We start from the raw sequence: 20562 nt of genomic DNA, 5'->3' as shown, positions 1-20562 counted from the left end.
TTATGCTTAAAATTGTAGACGGATATATCGTAAAGAAATACCTCGGAACTTTCGGGTTTATGTTGGTATTGCTTTCTATTGTGGTATTGGTTATAGATGTTCAGCAGAAAATCCCACGTATAGAAAATGCAACAGCGTTGGATCCTAAACTTACGGTAAGCTATTTTTTGGTTCATTTTTATCCCTATTGGATTGTTAATCTTGTTGTTACGTTCCTTTCCATTCTTGTTTTTATTTCGGTAATTTATTTTACCTCAAGAATGGCAAATAATACGGAGATTGTTGCTATTATAAGCAGTGGTGCAAGTTTTCACAGATTCGCCAGACCTTATTTGCTAACGTCTTTATTTATAGCTCTTATTTCTTTGGTGGTAAATCATTTTGTTTTGCCTTGGGCAAATATTAAGAAAAACGAGTTAGAAGCCTATACTTATAATACCGCCAACAAAGAAAAAATCCTTGGAACGGCACCCGTTTCTGCACAGCTCAGCAAAAATGAGTTTATATTTATTAATTCGTGGAATAAAAGAGAAAAAAGAGGTTATGGTTTTCTCTATCAGAAATTTGATAAAAACCGAAAACTTACTTACGAACTGAAGTCATCTGATGTTTTGTGGAATAAAGATAAAAAAAGTTTTATTCTGAACAGTTACCTCGAGAAAACGATTAATAAAGATGATTCTGAAGTACTTGGGCAGGGTTTTGAGCTGAAGAAAAATTTTGGTCAGGATCCGCAGGAATTGTTTCCTAATGAATTGTTGGGGCAAAATAAAACAACACCTGAACTGATGAAGTTTATTGAAAGAGAGCGTTCTAAAGGAAACAGCAATCTTAATTCTCACCTAAACGAGTTTCATCAGCGTACTTCGATGCCTGTATCTATTATTATTCTTACATTTTTGGCACTCTCACTTTCTTCTCAGAAGAAAAGAGGAGGACTTGGGATAAATCTTGCTATCGGGATTTCTCTTGCATTCATCTTTGTGTTTTCATTTGAGGCACTCAAAGTGGTATCGGAAAATAAAAGCATTCCACCTGCATTGGCAATGTGGATTCCGAATATTATTTTCTTCCCGGTTACTTTATTTTTATATTTGAAGCGAGCCAATCAGTAAAGAAGTTTTATTTCTTTTAAAGAAAAAGACTGTAATCCGGATTCAAGATCAATCCATATTTTTCCATTTTCATCAGCGTTGCGTATAATGCCATTTTGTCTTGTGTTGTTCAGTTCAAAAACAGAAATGATGTTTTTTCGGAACAAACTGGAATTCAGCTGATTCAAAATATCTCCTTCCGAAGGAATATTTTCAAGTTTTTCTATCAAAAATTGATGAAAATTTTCAGCAAAAGATTTTAAATTGAACCTCTCTCCAGTCTGGGTTAAAATAGATCCTGCATTAGATATTTCATCAAAGGTTTCCTGTAAAATATTGATTCCTATACCGATAATAAAATAAGGTTGGCTGTGAATGTTTTTTTTCTCAATTAAAATTCCGGCAATTTTTTTTCTGTTTAAAATAATATCGTTTGGCCATTTAATCTCTACCTTGTGATGTGTCAGATTGGCAATATATTGTCGGGTACAGATTGCGGTATAATAATTGAACAAAAAATCGGAATAATGAAAGACCGAACTTCGTACCGCTAATGTGTACGCCAGATTTTTTTCTGATGTAAAAATCCATCGATTTCCATATTGTCCTCTTCCGTTTGTTTGGGAAAATGTATAGAGACCTGTAAAATCTGAAGAATTATAAAGTAAAAAATGGGTTATTTCGTCATTAGTAGAAGAACACTCATTTACATAAAAAAGGTCGTTCATTTAAGAAAACTTTAAGACATTAAAGCGCTAAAAATAAAGCTAAAGTAAAAGAAAAACAATAAATTTGCAGATTATAGTATATTTTAATGAATAAAACGGCAGAAAAGCAAGCACTAATAGATAAAATTATAGAGGCTATCCAGGATGTGAAAGGTGAAGATATCATGATTTTTGATCTTTCCAACATCGAAAATTCAGTTGCAGAAACATTTATCATTTGCAGCGGTAACTCCAATACACAGGTTTCGGCTTTAGCAGGAAGTGTTGAGAAGAAAGTGAGAAACGAACTTCACGACAGACCTTGGCATGTAGAAGGTACAGAAAACTCTATGTGGGTTTTGGTAGATTATGTTTCGGTAGTAGTACATATTTTTCAGAAGCAAACCAGAGAATATTATGATATTGAAGAACTTTGGGGTGATGCTAAAATCACAAGAATTGAAAATACAATATAAATTTTAAAAAAAATAAATGAATAATAAAGGATTTAACTGGTTTTTCCCAATCATGATTATAGCACTTTTGGGGTTTGTTGTAGCCAATTCACTTGGCGACAGCGGAGCAAAGTCTATGGATGAAGATACTTTTTTCAAGACCATGCAGACAGGGAAAATTCAGAAAGTTTTAATAGATAAACAGGCACAGAAAGCAGAAGTATATTTAACAAAAGATGCTAAAGTAGAGTCTGTTAAAGCTCAGGATAAAACACCTAATCCGTTTTCATCACTCGGGATGTCTCCAAAAGCAGACTTTTCTGTGAAATATGGAGATCTTCAGCTTTTCTTAGCAAAATTCGAAACCCTAAAGGCAGAAAATCCAGCGATTAAAACCACAAAAGATTATGCTGAAGGCGAAAGTCCACTTGTTGGCTTCTTAATTCAGGCTTTGGTATGGATTGCTATTCTAGGGCTTTTCTATTTTATTCTTTTCAGAAAAATGGGAAGCGGAGGCGGTCCTGGAGGTCAGATTTTCTCTATTGGTAAGTCTAAAGCTAAACTTTTCGACGAAAAAGAAAGAATTCAAGTAACATTCAAAGATGTAGCAGGACTAGAAGGGGCTAAAGAAGAGGTTCAGGAAGTGGTAGATTTCTTGAAAAACTCAGAAAAATATACAAAACTGGGAGGTAAAATTCCTAAAGGTGTTCTTTTGGTAGGGCCTCCGGGAACTGGTAAAACTTTACTTGCCAAAGCTGTTGCAGGGGAAGCAAAAGTTCCTTTCTTCTCTCTTTCGGGTTCAGATTTTGTGGAAATGTTCGTTGGAGTAGGAGCTTCAAGAGTAAGAGATCTTTTTGCTCAGGCAAAAGCAAAATCTCCCGCAATTATTTTCATTGATGAGATCGATGCGATTGGTAGAGCAAGAGGTAAAAATAATTTCTCTGGTGGTAACGATGAAAGAGAAAATACCCTTAACCAGCTTTTAACAGAGATGGATGGTTTTGGAACAGATACTAATGTAATCGTAATGGCGGCAACAAACAGAGCCGATATTTTAGATAAAGCATTAATGAGAGCTGGTCGTTTTGACCGTTCAATTTATGTGGATCTTCCGGAACTGCATGAAAGAAGACAGATTTTTGATGTTCACCTGAACAAAATTAAACTGGATGAAAATGTAGACAGAGAATTTTTGGCAAAACAAACTCCTGGTTTCAGTGGTGCAGATATTGCCAATGTATGTAATGAAGCTGCACTTATTGCAGCAAGAAATAATCATGAAGTTGTAACTAAACAGGATTTCTTGGATGCAGTAGACAGAATTATTGGTGGTCTTGAGAAGAAAAATAAAGCTATAAAACCATCTGAAAAGCGAAGAGTAGCATATCATGAAGCAGGTCACGCAACTATTTCCTGGCTTGTAGAGCACGCTTCACCACTTTTGAAGGTTACTATTGTTCCGAGAGGGCGTTCTTTAGGTGCAGCTTGGTATCTTCCGGAAGAAAGACAGCTTACCACTACAGAGCAATTGTTAGATGAAATGTGTGCAACGTTAGGCGGAAGAGCCGCAGAGCAGGTAATTTTCAATAATATTTCTACGGGAGCACTTTCAGATCTAGAAACTGTTACCAAAAGAGCTCAGGCGATGGTTACCATTTATGGGTTAAGTCCTAATATCGGTAATATTTCTTACTACGACAGTTCAGGCCAGTCAGAATATAATTTTGGTAAACCATATTCGGAAGAAACGGCTACTAAAATTGATGCTGAAATTAAATCAATTATCGAAAATCAATATGTAAGAGCTGTTCAGATTCTTACGGATAATAAAGATAAACTAGATGCTTTAGCAGGAAAATTATTAGAAAAAGAAGTTATTTTCCGTGAAGATTTAGAAGAAATTTTTGGTAAAAGAGCTTGGGATCCGGAATTAACCGAAAAACCGGTGACCAATACCATTCCTGAAAACGGTCAGGAGCCTAAAGATGATGAGGGAAAGATTTCTGAAGGAGAAATTCAGGCACCAGAAAGTTCTGCACAGATCTAATATTTTAGCTAATATTTAAAAAATCCTGATAAATTTTTATTTATCGGGATTTTTTTTGTTTTTACACTATATTTTTAGAGCCAATAAGATTATATTTTCTATTTTTGTACTAAGTTGACTAAATTATACTGACTTGAGTTTTTTTAAAAGAATTGTAAGCAAACTTACCAATCAGCCCGAGGATGACGAAAAACAAAGTCTGGAAAAACTTGGAGATTCGCTGAAAAATGCAGATCTCGATTACAAGTTTGCCCAGTTGTTTACGCATTCCGGTGGGTTTTTCAACTATTGTGCAGATGAAGCTGAAGCTTTGCAGACGCTTAACCAGATCATTAAAATTGAAGGAGTAAACTCTTTGTTCTGTTGTGATAAGGATCTTCAGGGATTTTTGAATGTCTTAAAGGTAGATCATAATCCGGAACTTCAGTCTTACAACGATGCGGCATTTATTACTTGTGAGTATTTAATTGCCTATGACGGAAGAATTATGCTGTCTCACAATAATATTCTTCATTATCATTCATCAAGGCTTCCCGGTAAAATAATTATTATGGCAAATGTATCGCAGATTGTAAATAATCTGAATGATGCTATGGGGAAAATAAAAAGAACGGGAAACATCAAAAATCTTACATCAATCAGCGGAGGTCATTCTAAACTGGATGCGGCTGCCAATAATAATACAAAGCTTTTTTTACTTCTTTTGGAGGACTAAAATAGCGATTAAATTTTAAATTTTGGACAAGAATCTTATTCAGAGAACACTTTCAGGACTGGTTTATGTAGCGGTAATTTTTCTTTGTACAACTCCTTTTGGAGCACAGCTTCTGGATTTGGTTTCGCCGGGACTTATTAAGCAGCAATATCTGTTTTATGGTTTAATCAGTTTTTTTATGCTGGTCGGAACTTGGGAGTGTATCAAAATTATGCAGTTTGGAAAGGGATACGAAAAATGGATAGTTTTCCCCGTTGTATTATTTATCTTTTACACATTTTCCAAAAGGTTTTTTCATCACGACTTTTATTTCGATTTCAGGCTTTACGAAATTCTAGCGTTATCATTAATCGTGATAGCGGTAGTAACATTATTTAAATTTTCCAGTGAACTGTATTACGATAGCGGAAAGCTTATTTTTACCGTTATATATGTTGGGTTACCCTTTTCATTAGCTTTAGGTCTGCCTAAATTCTCAAGTTTTGATAATACTTTTACTTTGGAGGTATTCTTTCTTTTTCTTTTGATTTGGAGCAGTGATACCTTTGCGTATTTGGTAGGGAAATTTTTCGGAAAGCATAAAATGGCTCCAAAGATTTCACCAAAGAAAACCTGGGAAGGCTATGCTGGAGGAGTCGTTTTAACACTTGTTCTTTCTTATTTTGTAGAGCATTACCAACCACAGCTTCATGGAAACTGGATGGTAGTAGGTTTTCTGATTGCAGCATTTGCACCATTGGGAGATTTGGTAGAGAGCCAGCTGAAGAGAAATTTCGGGGTGAAAGACAGCGGAAATATCATTCCGGGACATGGAGGAGTATTGGATAGGCTGGATAGCTTCATCATTTGTGTGCCTGTAGTATATTTGTACTTTATTTTAGAAAAGTTTATTTAAAAATTATATTATTACTTATCCTCAGTAATGAGAAATGGGTAAAGAACAACAATTAGCATCATTATGAAATTACATAAAGAATCGAAAGGAACAATTGCGGTAGCCACCATAATTTTTACCATTATTTCGGCAGTTTCTATTTATTATTTGGAAATGTTTTCCTTATTGATTATTGTGCCTTTATTGGTAATATACTGCCTTGTTTTTTGGTTTTTCAGAGTACCCAACCGCGAGATTCTGGATCATGTGGAAAGTGTAATTGCTCCTGTTGATGGGAAAGTAGTAATGATTAAAGAAGTAGAAGAATCCGAATTTTTGAAGGAAAAAGCAATTCAGGTTTCTATTTTTATGTCTCCTCTTAATGTTCATATCTGTAGATTTCCAGTTTCGGGAAAAGTAATTTACAAAAAATACCATCCCGGAAAATATTTGGTTGCATGGCACGAAAAATCTTCTACAGAAAACGAAAGAACTACAATGGCTGTGGAAAGTTTAACCAACCATAAAGTTGTTTTCAGACAAATTGCAGGATATGTTGCCAGAAGAATTGTTTTTTACTGTAATGAAGGAGATTCCGCAAAAGCCGGGCATGAGTTCGGATTTATTAAATTCGGTTCCCGAATGGATGTGTTTTTACCTTTAGATACAGAAATTATCTGTAAAATTGGTGATAAAACAAAAGGCGGAATTGATGTTATAGCGAAAATGAAAAATTAAAAGTAAAATTTAATTATAAGAAAAACCATTTCAAATCGGAATGGTTTTTTTTATGATTTTAAATTTCGGTATTTAATTGAAAATTAATTTTTATTAGTGAATCGGTATTTATTTCATCTTATTCGTGAAAATAATTTATAATTTTTAGTAATTGTATTGTCGAGTTTAAAATTAAAATTTAATTTTGATGTCTGAAAATTATATTTAAGTCCATGAAAAAACTTTTACCACTTTTACTTTACTTTATTGGAGTTTGCAGTAATGCGCAACAAACAAATATCAATGTATTTTCTCAGATCGTTTTTTACGATGGGTATGCAGCTAATGTTTCTGCTCCTGTTCCGTCTAATACATTACGATTGACAAATTCCAGATATACTAAAAAACTCACGAATGCAGAACTGAACTCTTTCAAAAATAAAATTGAAATGAATGTTACCATTGGTGCACTTTGTGACAATTATGACAGAATTGGAGGAGTGCATATCGCTTTAGTGCCTAAAAATAAAATTTCTTACACAATTAATGATCCATTAGTTAAGAGAATCGAAATTGGAAGATACATTACACCATTCATGAATAAAAATGTTTCGCCAACAGAAGTTCCTTATACTTTTCAGGTAGACAATCTTTATTCGGTTTTCAGTAATACTACATTAAGAAATACTTATGATATCTGGGTAGAACTGGATGTTTTTGGTGTTCCTTACGCTGCAAATACAGAAGTAGCAGGTTGTTCAGGAAGAAATGATGTATTTGCCGGAACGCTTGATTTTGTTACCTATAACGATCCTTCAATTACGAGTACGTATAATAATTTACTTCCTTTATTAGATTCAAACGAATTAAATAATTATAATAATACAGATCAGCCAGGAGAAACGGTGAGATTGGTAAATTTTAATTTGTCTCAAAATACGAATAATGCTAAATTTTTTATTGTTACATCGCCACATGGTGCCGGTCCTAATGGTGAAGAATATGTAAGAAGACAAAATTTTGTATCTCTGGATAATGCTCAGGTTTTAACATTTACTCCTGGTGGAATATCTTGCGAGCCATATAGACAATATAATACTCAAGGGAATGGGATTTACGGAAGCTACCCGCAAAATATCAACTGGTGGACTTCTTGGAATAACTGGTGTCCCGGTAATTCCATTCCGATCAGAAGTTTTACGGCAACATCTCTTGCAGCGGGAAATCATGTTTTGAAATATGAAGTTCCAAGTGCAGTTTTCTATAATCAGGATGGGCGTATTGTACTTTCAATGTATATGCAGAGCAATAATGATCTTTTATCGGTTAAAGATCTTTCAATAGTTGATGTGGCGGTTTATCCCAATCCAACATCCGACTTCGTCAATATAAAATCAGATAAAAAAGTTAAAAATATTGCCATTTATTCTATTGAAGGAAAAAAACTTAATGAAGTTAAAGATTCAAAAATAGATCTCACATCCTATATCGCAGGAACATATCTTTTGGATATTACATTAGAAGGTGGAACTCAGTTTAAACATAAAGTTATCAGAAAATAAATTCTATAAATGAAAAAGAGAAACTATCGAAGTTTCTCTTTTTCATTTAATGTACATTTTAACGTCATTAAGGATATTCAAAATCGACTTAATAGGCAAATCTGAATCTGCATCAATTAATAAGATTTTAAATTTCTTTCTGCCTTCACTAATAAGCAAAGGATGGTTTAATCGGTCGCCGTGATAAAAACTGATGTAATATTGCTTATGCTTTTTGCTGAAGTAAAAATAGCAGAGCATTTTCTTTTTATACTTGAAAAAAGGAACACCGAAACTCAGCGTTTCGGTAATATTTTCCATATCAGATTCCAGTATTTTTTTTCTTAAAAACAAAAGAATACTTCTTTCTGGTTCACAGATTTTGTAGAAGTATTCTTGTATAGGGTTCATTTTAAAAGTTGTGCAACGAATTAATCGAAATTTTGAAGCTCTACCAATTTATGATAAACTCCATTTTTTGCCATAAGTTCTTGGTGGCTTCCCTGTTCTATGATGTCGCCTTTTTCCATCACAACAATCCAATCTGCTTTCTGAATGGTAGAAAGTCTGTGGGCTATTACCAGTGAAGTACGGTTTTCCATCATTTTTTCTAGTGCATCCTGTACAAATTTTTCAGATTCTGTATCCAAAGCAGAGGTTGCTTCGTCCAAAATCATAATAGGAGGGTTTTTGAGAACAGCTCTTGCAATGGAAACTCTTTGCTTTTGTCCGCCCGAAAGTTTACCACCATCATCACCAATATTGGTTTCATAACCATTAGGAAGCTGAGAAATAAATGTATCTGCGTTGGCAATCTTTGCGGCGGCAATAACTTCATCTCTTGTTGCATCCGGTTTGCCCATTAAAATATTATTATATACAGTATCATTAAATAGGACAGATTCTTGAGTAACCATCCCTAAAAGCTTACGATATTCTGTAAGTTTTAAATGTTTGATGTCGGCACCATCAATTAAAATTTCGCCTTCCGAAACATCATAAAAACGAGCCAGAAGATTAGCGATTGTAGTTTTTCCGCTTCCGCTTTGTCCAACCAATGCGACGGTTTTTCCTTTAGGAATTGTGAGATTGAAATTTTTTAGAATTAAATTAGATTTATCATAATAAAATCCGATGTCTTTAAATTCAATTTGATTATCAAGAGTAGAAATTGAAACAGGCTCTGCAATTTCTTCTATTTTTACATCTGCTTCAAGAATTTCCAGAACCCTATGCAATGAAGCTTCACCTTTTTGAATGTTAGAAATAGAAGAAGATAAACTCTTTACCGGAGGTAAGATTTGAAAGAACATTCCTAAAAATACAAGAAATTCTTGCGGAGCAATGCTATGTTCTACTACAATCTGTTTACCGCCATACCACGCAATAATTAAGAAAGTAACAGACCCTAAAAATTCGCTTATGGGCGAAGCAAGTTCTTTTTTTCTTCCCAATCTTATGGAACTGTTGATCCATTTGTTCATAGAACCCATAAATCGGTTGTTCATAATCTTTTCAGCACTGAAAATCTTAATTACTTTAGAAGATTTTAAGGTCTCATCTACGATAGAAAAAATAGTTCCCATTTCATGTTGGGCTTCATGAGAATCTTTTTTTAGGCTTTTGCCAATCAAAGCAATAAGAGTTCCCATTACGGGTAAAACGAGAAGGGAGAACAGTGTCATTTCTGGACTTAACCAAAACAAGCTAAGTAATGTGCTAATTAGCATAAACGGAGCATTGATTAATTCCACCAAACTACCTAAAATATTTCCTTCTACTTCGCCAACGTCATTAGACATACGCGACATCATATCGCCTTTTCTACTGTCTGTAAAAAATGATACAGGTAGAGATAATACTTTACGGTACATTTCACCTCGAAGGTCTTTAGTAACGCCTACACGATAATTAATCAAAAGATAAGAACCTAAATATCTGAATAAGTTTCTTAGAAAAAACATAAATGCAGTGATGAAACAAAGCCAAGCCAAAACATTTAAAGTACCATAATCATCCACTAAAGTTTGTATATAATAATTGGCGTATGATTTTAGATATTTAAATAAATCGACTAGATTCCCGGAATATACTGGTACAGCCTCGAACTTTTCACGTTTAATAGTGCCAAAAAGCATTCCCAAAACGGGTAAAATTGTTCCCAAAGAAGCAATCTGAAATGCGGAGTATAGTAAGTTGAAAAATAAACTTCCGTAGATATATTTACGGTGCGGTCTTGCGAACTTGAGTATTTTTTTATATTCGTTCATTAATTATAATTGGATTAGCAAAAATACTTAAAAATATAATGATGAAACATTTTTAGTATACTATTAATAACTTTTTATTCGGGATTAAATTTCCTGTTTTCAAAAATCGGTTATATTGATTGACGTTGTAAACAAATTATTTACTTTATATAAGTAACTTTTTTTTGAAAAATGTTTCAAGCAGAGCATTTTTATTTCAGATTGAATGGAGTGTTTAGGTAAATAAAAAACAGCTCCTTATAAAGAAGCTGTTCTCACTCAAAAAATCGTTGTTAGGTTATCGGAGCCTGTCTACAGATTTTACGAGCCTCTCATCTTTTCGGATAAAAATATTTGCGATAAGCAAACAAATTACAGCGATAGACGGGAAAATTGGCTCAATACCCTTCTCAGGAAAATTCATTCCTCCGGATAAATTTTGCAACCAGTACGCCAATATGCCAATCAACAAAGCGTTTATAATAATGCAGATGGTATTCAGCATTAATTGTCTCTTTCTGTTTTTAAAGCTGAACAGACTGAATGCACCCAGTAAAACAAGAATAACAGATGCAACATCAATTACCGGAAATGCTCCGAAAATATCTACATCCTTTCCTGTTATAAATAGAAATACTGCACCCAAAACGGCAAGTAACATCCAAATTGTCTGTATTCTTTGTAGCATAGAATTTAAAATTCTCAGCAAAAATAATATAAATTTTGCAAAATTCAAAAATAAGTGTAGATTTGCATTATACAATGTACTTGAAAACAAAAGTCACCCGACTTACTTTTCTTACTCACAATTAATTACATTTTTACATAATATATGTTTAACATAGAAACGTTGAGGTCAAAATCCGTTACGGAGTTGACTAAAATCTTAAAGGATTTGGGCGTGAAGGTTGCAAGAACAAGCAATGAAAATGATAAAATCTTTGCGATTTTAGATTTTCAGGCTTCTAACCCTAAGGTAACAAAAGAATATTTCAGTTCTACAGAAGTTTCTGAAAACAAAGTAGAAGAAACTGCAGAAAAACCTGTAAAAAACACTTCCAGAAAAACACCTGCTCCTAAGAAGACTACCAGAAAGCCAGTTGCAGAGCCCGAAGCAAAAGAAGAGGAAACGCAGATTGCAACACAGGATGATATAAAACCAGAAGAAATTGTTTTGCCTGAAGTTCCCGAAAACAAAGAAGCTCAAGAAACTTCTGAAGAAAAACCGCAAAACGCTCCAAAGCAAAAAAGAAAAAGAGTTTCTGTTACTCCAAAAACAGAAACAACAGTCGAGGAAACTTCCGAAACTCCTGTAAATGCAGATTCTCAGCCAGTTCAGGCTAAAGAAGAAAGGCCTAAAAGACCACAAGGACAAGGTCAGTCTCAAAATCAAAAAGGTCAGAATCATCCGAATCAAAATAACGGAAATTCTCAAAATAGAAATCAGAACAATCACCCTAATCATAATCCTAACCAAAATCCTAACAGGAATTCAGAAAAACATGAAGAATCTGAGCCTAAAAAGGAATTCAGTTTTGATGGAATGGTAAGTATAGAAGGAGTTTTAGAAATTTTACCGGATAATTACGGGTTTCTAAGATCATCCGATTTCAGTTATATTTCTTCGCCGGATGATGTATATGTTTCTACGGCTCAGATAAGAAATTATGGTTTAAAAACCGGAGATACTGTAACGGGAATTGTACGTTTGCCAAAAGAAGGAGAAAAATATTTTTCTCTTCTGAAACCTACCGAAGTAAACGGTAGAGATTTGGCTTTCATTAAAGACAGAGTGGCTTTTGAATATCTTACGCCGCTTTTCCCCGAAGAAAAATTTAATCTTGCAGGAAATAATTCTACCATATCCACAAGAATTGTAGATCTTTTTGCACCGATAGGAAAAGGTCAGAGAGCAATGATTGTCGCTCAGCCTAAAACCGGTAAAACCATGTTACTGAAAGATATTGCTAATTCTATTGCATCCAATCATCCTGAAGTTTACATGATGGTTCTTTTGATAGACGAGCGACCTGAAGAGGTAACCGATATGGAAAGAAGCGTGAATGCCGAAGTAATTGCATCTACATTTGATGAAGCTGCGGATAAACACGTAAAAGTTGCCAATCTTGTTTTGGCTAAAGCACAAAGAATGGTAGAATGTGGCCATGATGTAGTAATTCTTTTAGATTCTATTACAAGATTGGCAAGAGCTTATAATACCGTAACTCCTGCTTCCGGAAAGGTGCTTTCTGGTGGTGTTGATGCCAATGCACTTCATAAACCGAAAAGATTTTTCGGAGCGGCAAGAAAAATTGAAGGTGGCGGATCTTTAACGATTATTGCAACTGCTTTAATAGATACAGGATCTAAAATGGATGAAGTTATCTTTGAAGAATTTAAAGGTACAGGAAATATGGAACTTCAGTTAGACAGAAAAATTGCCAACAGAAGAATTTATCCTGCCATAGATTTGGTTTCATCCAGTACGCGTCGAGACGATTTACTTTTGGATGAAGTAACTTCGCAAAGAATGTGGATTCTTAGAAAATACCTTTCTGAAATGAATCCGGTGGAAGCTATGGAATTTGTAAATAAAAACATTAAAGGAACTCTGAATAATGAAGAATTCCTAATGTCTATGAATAAATAAACGAAATTTAGTTTTCATTTATTAAGCACGGATTAATTCCGTGCTTTTTTATTTTCCTGGAATCTTATTCACGAATTAAAATATCAATGTTAAAGATTTATTAAAATAATACTGTTTTTTTGAACTTGGCTTGAATATTGGCTAAATTTACATATTAACATTAAAAACAAAACTTATGTCATTCGAATTACCAAAATTAGGATATGCTTATGATGCATTAGAGCCGACTATTGATGCAAAAACAATGGAGATTCACCATACAAAACATCATCAGGCTTATGTAGACAATCTAAATAAAGCAATTGAAGGTACAGATTTAGACGCATTATCTATTGAAGAAATTTGCAAAACTGCTGTAGAAAAGCCGGCAGTAAGAAATAATGGAGGGGGACATTTTAACCATACATTGTTCTGGGAAATTTTAACTCCAGGAGGAAGTAAAGAACCAGTAGGAAGCGTAAAAGCTGCCATTGAAAATTATGGCGGTTTCGAGAAATTCAAAAATGATTTTTCTGATGCTGCTAAAACAAGATTTGGTTCTGGATGGGCTTGGCTTGTAAAAAATGAAGACGGGTCTGTTTCGGTAACTTCTACTCCAAATCAGGATAACCCATTAATGCCGGTTGCAGATGTGAAAGGTACTCCGGTTTTAGGATTGGATGTTTGGGAACACGCTTATTATTTAAACTATCAAAACAGAAGACCAGATTACGTTTCTGCATTTTTTGATGTAGTTAACTGGGATAAAGTTGAAGAATTGTTCAACAAATAATCTCCGATTATATAAATTTTAAAGCTCAGTTTATCTGAGCTTTTTTTGTTTTAATATAATTGAGTTTTCTTAATGTTTTGTTCAAATATTTCTCAACATTCTTTTTATCCGGAATGGTGGTGATTTCTTTAGTCAAAGCTTTTTCAAATTCTGATTTTGCTTTAGAATAATGTTTCTGATCATAATAATATTTTCCAGACTGATTATACACGAACCAAAAATCCGGATTCAAAGATTGATAATGATTGATAAACTCATCTGAGAGCAATTTTTTACCGTCAAACTGAGTGCTAAGAGTTTTAAATTCTTCATAATTTTTATATTCCTGAGAATCAACAAAAGGATCTTTGGCAATATTCAATTCCGATTTGGCAAATTTTCCATTTTTCAATTGCTTATCAGAGAAGATTTCATTCAAATCATAACAGATAAATTCTCCCAACTGATACGGATTAGAAGAAACCCAGACCAGCCTTTTCTCCGGCGAAAAAATCACTGCGTGGTGCGCCAAAAGTTGGTTCAAAGCCTTCTCATTTCCATATCCGATTTTTTCTCCTTTCAAACCAGATTTATCTCGAAGAATTTTAGCAATTTTTTCAGGATTCAACTTTTTATTTTCATTTAAAAACTCCTGTAATTTTTCATAACGATATTCGGAATGGCTTTCTGCAATCTGCTTTTGATTCCGCTTGTCGTTTTTGTAAGCCGCAGACTGAAAATGATTGGTACAAACCAATGTATTGGAATTTTCAACCTCATAAACGCCAAAATTATCTGGAGAAACCTCAATAGTAAGTGCTTTTTTGTCGTTGGCACTTCCTACCAAAATAGATTCGGACACAAAGACCTTTCGTTTTTTTGCGATGGCAATGGCTTCGTCAATAGTTTTGGCAAACTGTAAAATCTCTCTTGTAACGAACGAAACAGGTGTTTTAGCTACCAACGGAATTTTAGATTTCCCGGCATTAATTGTGACTGTTATACCTTCTTTATTCATCCCAGAAACCACTCCAATCATTCCGGGCCAGCTTACAGACATGTACGGAATTCCTTCTTCCGGTTCTACAAATTCTATCAGTTTATTTTTGGCAAAATCATCGCCCACATAAAAATCAAAATTTCTTCCGATCAGCAGATTGCCGTCTTCCGATTTATCACCCCAGACGGCTAAAGACGAGCATCCTACCATTGCCAAATCCTGCATAGCATGTCCAATATCATGTGCACCATGCAAATACATAGCTCTTCTGAATTTGGGTGCAATAAAATCATATTGATCCGATGAATATCGAGATAAACCGAACAATTCTGCCTGAAAATCGTTGCGTACATTCAGGTACATTTTTCGGTTGTACCATTTGAGAAAACCTCTCAGAAGATTCTGCTTAAATTTTGATGGAACAAAATTTTCTACCTTAGAAAAGAAAATTTCCTCCTGTCTCTGCATTAAATTCTGTGTTAGAGCTCCGTTGTTATAACCCAGCTGTAAAGAATTTCCTTTGATATAAAGCTCCCAAAGCTGCTGTTTGTTTTTGGTTAAATAATTTTGATTAAAACTGAAGGTAGAATCGTTGATTTTCTGAACTTTCGGAATTTCTAAAGAATATTGCTTTATATCCGGAAGGTGCTTCACCGAGTTTCTTGTTCCGCAACCAGTAAGATGCAGAATCAGAATGAAAAAAATTATTGTTTTAATTTTCATCGGTTAAACTTTACAATTTTGACAGACGTTCATCAATCAATTCTTTACCTAAAATCTCTGCACAAGTGTTGAAAGCACCAATAGTACAACCCAAAATCCCGTGCATATTCACTGACTGACCGGTGAGAAATAAGTTAGGAATCTTGGTACGTGGTGAAACCATGGTTTTTAAAGGGTTTTCTGAGGTTTTTGAATAACCGTACATATTTCCTTCAAAACTTCCGATATAATCCCGATATGACAGTGGTGATGAGGTATAAATGCTTTTTATGGATTCTCTAAGATGAGGCATCTTTTTTTCCAAAGCCTGAAGCATTTTTTCGGCTTTTTCATTTTTAAATTTTTCGTACCATTCTCCTCTTTCACGTTCATCAGCAATCGTGTTGAAAGTCTTTTCCCATTCTTTCACCTCCTCAAAGCTCATATAGGAAATTGCCGTTAAACTCTCTGCAAATTCTTGATTTTTCTTAGATGGCGTTGATGAAAGCATGTAGGTTTCCGGCCAGTTTTCTTTTTTATATTGAAAAGCTTTCCAAACTAAATCTTTAGACGAAAAATGATAAACATTATAATTAAAGTTTGAAATGGTGTTCGGATTTAAAACAAAATAAACACTGAAGCACGAAGAAACCGGTTCCCAACTGCTAATTCTATTGACAAATGATTTTTTCAGTCGATGTTCTCCGATCAATTTGATGATGGAACGAATTTCAATATTTGAGATAAACAGGTTTGAATAAACCTGTTTCCCCGAACGTATTTTTACTCCTCTAAGAATATCTTTTTCGTCAAAGATCATTTCAGAAACTTCAGCATGTTTAAAAATATCAGCATCATATTCCCTCAATTTTCTGATGAGTAATTTTGAAATCTGGCTTCCGCCTTTTGAACATTTATAAGCACTTTGGATATAAGAATTTACCGTTAAAGCATGTACGTAAAAAGGGATATTTTCAGAATCACCAGCATAGAGAAAATTGGAACCCAACAAAATCGCCTGCAATTTTTTATCTGCGGTAATGGACTCGATAAATCTCTTGGTATTCAGATGAAGAACTTCTTCATTATACCTGTTTTGTCCCACTACATTATATCTGGGAAAATTACTGCAAACCCGCTGGATTTCTTCACAATAATTCTCCAGATTTTCTTTTTCATCAGGAAAATGTAAAGAAAGTTGTTTTACGAAATTTTCATAACCTTGTGCATGAGGATATTCGGTTTTATCATCGCCGAAAGTGATTTTATCATAAGCATCTTCATCCATTTTATGAAGTTCAAGGTCGTCTATGATTTCCAGATAAGAAAAAAACTGATGAAGATTTTGCCCTTCGGAAAGTCCGCCAAGATAATGAACTCCGGTATCAAAAATATGCTTATCACGGGAAAATGTCTGAAGATTACCGCCGTATTGATTATTTTTTTCTAAAACACAGACTTTCAAGCCTTCTTTTGCAAGGATCAATGCGGAAACAAGCCCTCCGATACCGCTCCCGATGACTAATATGTCGTAATGTTTTTTCAATTTTAAGATATTTTGACTTCCGTTTTTATTTTAAATATGTATAAAACCACCCCGAACCCCTCCAAGGGAGGGGAATTTTTATGTGTGGAGTTGTTTATATCCTAATCGCAAATCCTTTTGTGGATGAAAAAGTACCCTAAAAATATTAAATTTTAATCTACATCGTCCCAAAAATCGAAGTAATTAAACCATTGAAGCGGATATTTTTTCACCATAGATTCAAGATTCTGAACGTAGGAGTTTAAAAGTCCCTGAGAATCTCTCTTTTTGATATTTTGGGCAACTCTTGCATAAAGATGATAATGTAGATTTTTTTCTTTCATCACATACACATAAACCACCGGAACGCCCAGCCTGGAAGCTATAAGAAATGGACCGGCAGGAAATTTGGCAGTTTTTCCCAAGAGATCAGCTTCCAAAAATTTTGAACCTTCGAAATAACGGTCGCCTGTGAAGCAGATGAGTTCATTCTTTGAAAGTGCTTCGTTAATCTCGAAAATATGCGACATATCTTCTTTGATGTAAATGAACTTCATATTGCTTTTCTTCACAGAAACGCTTTCCAAGTATTCTTTTATAATGGTAACTTCCTGATCTGTTGTGATTAAATTAATCTGACAATCGAAATCTATCTCTGCGAAAAAATGTTCTGCCACTTCGAAATTTCCGATGTGTGCACTGATGAGGACGCCGCCTTTTTTTTCTGATAAAAGGTTTTTTAAATTTTCAATTCCGTCAAATTCATAGGTGTATTTGTTGCGCAAACCAGCTGAAATAGCAGTTTTATCGATTAAAATGGTCCCGAATGTGAAGTAATTTTTAAATTGAGAACGCTTTGTTTTCCAAAAACCATACTTAAGGCGTTTCTGAAAATAATACCTGTAATATCTGTTGCTTTTCTTTTCGAATAAAAAGTAATAAAATGCAACAAAATAAAGTACAAAATATGAACTGCGGATGCCTAAATTCCTAATGCACCAAACAAAAATCCGGTACCCTAAAATAGTACCTTTAGATTTACCTTTCCATTTGTTCATAGCATTAGTTTAATAATGTATCAATCTGACAAAACAGCAATCTCTTTAAATATTGCATTACTGTCAGATGTTATATTATTACATTTTTGAGTAAAATTTTAATCAATAGTTAAGCGTTTTTTTCTGCAATTTTTTTCTCAATCGTCGAATAGAAATCGTCGAAAGTGATGATGTCTTTAAAATCTGCTTCGCCCAGTTTTACGCCAAAATTAGATTCGATAACCACTACCAAATCTATATAGTCTAAACTGTCTAATCCCAAAGTTTTTTTGAAGTGTGCCTCGTTATTTATTTCGTCTCCATCTACCTCAAATTCATTGATTAAAAAATCATTTGCAATGGCAACAATTTTTTCTTTTTCCATGTTTTTATTCAAATTTTTTAACGATTAAAGCGGAATTGGTTCCGCCAAATCCAAAAGAATTCGACAAAAATACGTCAATTTTTTGATTTTTGGTTTCGGAGATTAAATTTATCTTTTGTGCTTCTTCATCAGGATTTTCCAAATTGATATTCGGCGCCACAAAATCGTTCTCCATCATTAGGATAGAATAAATCACCTCGCTTGCTCCAGCCATCCAACACTCGTGCCCCGTCATTGATTTTGTAGAACTTACGGGAACTTCATCACCGAAAATTTCGTAGATTGCTTTTGCTTCATTAGCATCCCCAATTGGGGTAGACGTAGCGTGAGCATTAATATAATCAATATCTTTCACCTGCAAACCAGATTGTTGCAATGCTCTGTTCATGGCCAAAGCAGGACCATCTACATTAGGAGTAGAGATATGACCGCCGTTGGAAGAAAATCCGTAGCCGACAATTTCTGCAATAATATTGGCTCCTCTTTTTTGAGCAGATTCTAAACTTTCAACAATTAAAGTTGCAGCACCACCGCTGGGAATTAAACCATCTCTTCCAGAATCGAAAGGTCTTGATGCTTTTGTAGGCTCATTTTCACGAACAGAAAAAACGCCCAGCCCATCAAAGCTCGCCATCGAATATTTGTTGGTTTCCTGTGCTCCGCCACAGATAATCATATCCTGAAAGCCATTTTTAATCATCATAAAAGCAAGACCTAACGAGTGAGAACCGCTTGCACAAGCTGCACTGATGGTAAGATTAATCCCTCTTAATTTAAAAATGGTTGAAAGATTCATCGTAACAGTAGAATTCATCGACTTGAAAATTGCTCCCGAGCCCATGAGTGTTGTGTCTTTTTTTTCTCTTGCAATGTCGATAGACTCTACAACTGCCTGAGAAACACTGTCATTTCCATATAAAATACCCACCTCATTCTCATCTAAAAATTCCTGCGTGATATTAGCCTGTTTCAATGCATCGAGCGTAGCGATGTAAGCATACTCGCTTTCTTCACCCATACTGATGCGCTGTCTTCTGCCGAGAAGGTTTTTGAGATCAGGCTTCGGAACCACGCCGGTAAGACCCGAGCGGAAGCCAAATTCTTTTCTGTTTTCGTCTAAAACAATACCGGATTTGCCCTGATAGAGAGATTCTTTCACCTCTTCCAAAGAAGTTCCTATGCAGGAATAAATTCCCATTCCGGTAATCACAACCCTGTTTTCCATCTTTTTAAATTTAACAATTTAATAATGTACCGATGCATCAATTTTACAAAGCCGAATCAGATTGGTAAATTGTTATATTGCTATCCTTTTACATTAATTTGGTACATTGTTATATTGCAATAATATACATTAATTACGAATAAATTCCTCCGTTGATATTGATGATTTCTCCTGTAATATAAGATGACTTCTTTGATGCTAAAAATGCAACCAGATCTGCCACCTCTTCCGCTTCACCAAAACGGTTGGCGGGAATCATTGCCTTCAACTCATCTTCGTTAAAATCCTGCGTCATATCTGTTTTTATGAAGCCCGGAGCAACAGCGTTTACGGTAATATTCCTTTTGGCAACCTCCTGTGCCAAAGCTTTTGTAGCGGCTACCAAAGCTCCTTTTGCAGCAGAATAATTCGTTTGCCCAGCCGTACCTTTCACGCCGGAAACGGAAACCATATTGATGACTCTTCCGTATTTATTTCGTAATAATTTTTGGATAAAGAAATTGGTGACGTTGTAAAAACCGTTCAGGCTTGTATTAATCACAGAGTTCCAGTCTTCAGTACTCATCCACATAAACAAGCCATCTCTGGTAATCCCGGCATTATTTACAATGACCTCCACGATGGCATTGGGATGAGTTTCCTGCCATTCTGTTAAAATATTTTTGGTTTCTTCGGCATTCCCAACATCAAATTTCAAGATTTCTCCTGTAGAACCTAGAGCTTTAACCTTTTCTAAAGTTTCACTTGCGGCAGCTTCATTGGAAGTATAATTAATTAAAATATGGTAATTTTTTTCTTCCGCTAGCTTAAGGCAAATTGCTCTTCCTATCCCTCTGGAACCGCCGGTTATGATTGCACATTTCATGTGTTTTGTTTTAGTTTTATTTA

At 34.6% G+C, this 20562-nt stretch carries 19 protein-coding genes; 9 read left to right on the top strand and 10 right to left on the bottom strand.

Annotated elements, in window-relative coordinates; all coding sequences use genetic code 11:
• The first annotated feature begins 2 nt into the window (after positions 1-2).
• The gene (locus MTP08_RS12935; protein WP_243576293.1) at positions 3-1115 is read left to right on the top strand and encodes an LptF/LptG family permease; all 1113 of its coding nucleotides are present in this window, start codon (positions 3-5) and stop codon (positions 1113-1115) included.
• On the opposite strand, the gene MTP08_RS12930 is transcribed toward MTP08_RS12935, so the two are convergent.
• Positions 1109-1822, bottom strand: coding sequence for a biotin--[acetyl-CoA-carboxylase] ligase (locus MTP08_RS12930; RefSeq protein WP_243576292.1), 714 nt, complete (start codon positions 1820-1822; stop codon positions 1109-1111). The genes MTP08_RS12935 and MTP08_RS12930 overlap by 7 nt on opposite strands.
• An 86-nt stretch (positions 1823-1908) precedes the next feature.
• Here MTP08_RS12930 and rsfS point away from each other — a divergent pair, with 86 nt between their 5' ends.
• From rsfS to MTP08_RS12900, 6 genes are all read left to right on the top strand, one after another.
• Positions 1909-2277, top strand: coding sequence for a ribosome silencing factor (rsfS, locus tag MTP08_RS12925; protein ID WP_209388521.1), 369 nt, complete (start codon positions 1909-1911; stop codon positions 2275-2277).
• Positions 2278-2293: 16 nt separating this feature from the next.
• Positions 2294-4303 carry an ATP-dependent zinc metalloprotease FtsH gene (gene ftsH, locus MTP08_RS12920; RefSeq protein ID WP_243576291.1) on the top strand — a complete coding sequence of 670 codons (2010 nt, stop codon included), beginning with the start codon at positions 2294-2296 and terminating at the stop codon, positions 4301-4303.
• Positions 4304-4436: 133 nt separating this feature from the next.
• Positions 4437-5018 (top strand): LUD domain-containing protein, encoded by a 582-nt coding sequence (locus MTP08_RS12915; protein WP_243576290.1) that lies wholly within the window; start codon positions 4437-4439, stop codon positions 5016-5018.
• A 22-nt stretch (positions 5019-5040) separates the two neighbouring features.
• The gene (locus MTP08_RS12910) at positions 5041-5913 is read left to right on the top strand and encodes a phosphatidate cytidylyltransferase (protein ID WP_243576289.1); all 873 of its coding nucleotides are present in this window, start codon (positions 5041-5043) and stop codon (positions 5911-5913) included.
• 63 nt (positions 5914-5976) lie between these two features.
• Positions 5977-6630, top strand: coding sequence for a phosphatidylserine decarboxylase family protein (locus MTP08_RS12905; RefSeq protein WP_243576288.1), 654 nt, complete (start codon positions 5977-5979; stop codon positions 6628-6630).
• A gap of 212 nt (positions 6631-6842) precedes the next feature.
• The gene (locus MTP08_RS12900) at positions 6843-8171 is read left to right on the top strand and encodes a peptide-N-glycosidase F-related protein (protein WP_243576287.1); all 1329 of its coding nucleotides are present in this window, start codon (positions 6843-6845) and stop codon (positions 8169-8171) included.
• A gap of 42 nt (positions 8172-8213) precedes the next feature.
• Here MTP08_RS12900 and MTP08_RS12895 read toward each other — a convergent pair whose 3' ends face one another.
• The 3 genes from MTP08_RS12895 to MTP08_RS12885 all read right to left on the bottom strand — a co-directional run bounded on the left by MTP08_RS12895 (position 8214) and on the right by MTP08_RS12885 (position 11087).
• On the bottom strand, positions 8214-8561 hold the full coding sequence (locus tag MTP08_RS12895) for a DUF1801 domain-containing protein (protein ID WP_243576286.1): 348 nt from the start codon (positions 8559-8561) through the stop codon (positions 8214-8216).
• A 20-nt stretch (positions 8562-8581) separates the two neighbouring features.
• The gene (locus tag MTP08_RS12890) at positions 8582-10420 is read right to left on the bottom strand and encodes an ABC transporter ATP-binding protein (protein WP_243576285.1); all 1839 of its coding nucleotides are present in this window, start codon (positions 10418-10420) and stop codon (positions 8582-8584) included.
• Positions 10421-10697: 277 nt separating this feature from the next.
• On the bottom strand, positions 10698-11087 hold the full coding sequence (locus MTP08_RS12885; protein ID WP_243576284.1) for a DUF4293 family protein: 390 nt from the start codon (positions 11085-11087) through the stop codon (positions 10698-10700).
• A 144-nt stretch (positions 11088-11231) separates the two neighbouring features.
• On the opposite strand from MTP08_RS12885, the gene rho reads away from it, so the two are divergent.
• Complete coding sequence (gene rho / locus MTP08_RS12880) at positions 11232-13049, top strand: transcription termination factor Rho (protein WP_243576283.1); 1818 nt, start codon at positions 11232-11234, stop codon at positions 13047-13049.
• A 175-nt stretch (positions 13050-13224) separates the two neighbouring features.
• On the top strand, positions 13225-13821 hold the full coding sequence (locus tag MTP08_RS12875; protein ID WP_209388512.1) for a superoxide dismutase: 597 nt from the start codon (positions 13225-13227) through the stop codon (positions 13819-13821).
• Between the two features lie 25 nt (positions 13822-13846).
• Here MTP08_RS12875 and MTP08_RS12870 read toward each other — a convergent pair whose 3' ends face one another.
• The 6 genes from MTP08_RS12870 to fabG form a co-directional block, all read right to left on the bottom strand.
• Entirely contained in the window at positions 13847-15523 is a 1677-nt protein-coding gene (locus MTP08_RS12870) for a C45 family autoproteolytic acyltransferase/hydolase (RefSeq protein WP_243576282.1), read from the bottom strand.
• Positions 15524-15533: 10 nt separating this feature from the next.
• Positions 15534-17048, bottom strand: a complete 1515-nt coding sequence (locus tag MTP08_RS12865) for a phytoene desaturase family protein (protein ID WP_243576281.1) — start codon at positions 17046-17048, stop codon at positions 15534-15536.
• 152 nt (positions 17049-17200) lie between these two features.
• The gene (locus MTP08_RS12860; protein ID WP_243576280.1) at positions 17201-18085 is read right to left on the bottom strand and encodes an LpxL/LpxP family acyltransferase; all 885 of its coding nucleotides are present in this window, start codon (positions 18083-18085) and stop codon (positions 17201-17203) included.
• 109 nt (positions 18086-18194) lie between these two features.
• Positions 18195-18449, bottom strand: coding sequence for an acyl carrier protein (locus tag MTP08_RS12855; protein WP_243576279.1), 255 nt, complete (start codon positions 18447-18449; stop codon positions 18195-18197).
• Positions 18450-18453: 4 nt separating this feature from the next.
• Positions 18454-19674: a beta-ketoacyl-[acyl-carrier-protein] synthase family protein gene (locus tag MTP08_RS12850; protein ID WP_243576278.1), complete on the bottom strand. Its 1221-nt coding sequence runs from the start codon at positions 19672-19674 to the stop codon at positions 18454-18456.
• 133 nt (positions 19675-19807) lie between these two features.
• Complete coding sequence (gene fabG, locus MTP08_RS12845; RefSeq protein ID WP_243576277.1) at positions 19808-20539, bottom strand: 3-oxoacyl-ACP reductase FabG; 732 nt, start codon at positions 20537-20539, stop codon at positions 19808-19810.
• Between the last annotated feature and the right edge of the window lie 23 nt (positions 20540-20562).

This window comes from Chryseobacterium oryzae (genome assembly GCF_022811665.1).
GTDB classification, from domain to species: Bacteria; Bacteroidota; Bacteroidia; order Flavobacteriales; family Weeksellaceae; genus Chryseobacterium; species Chryseobacterium oryzae.
This window is presented reverse-complemented; position numbering and strand designations above follow the sequence as displayed.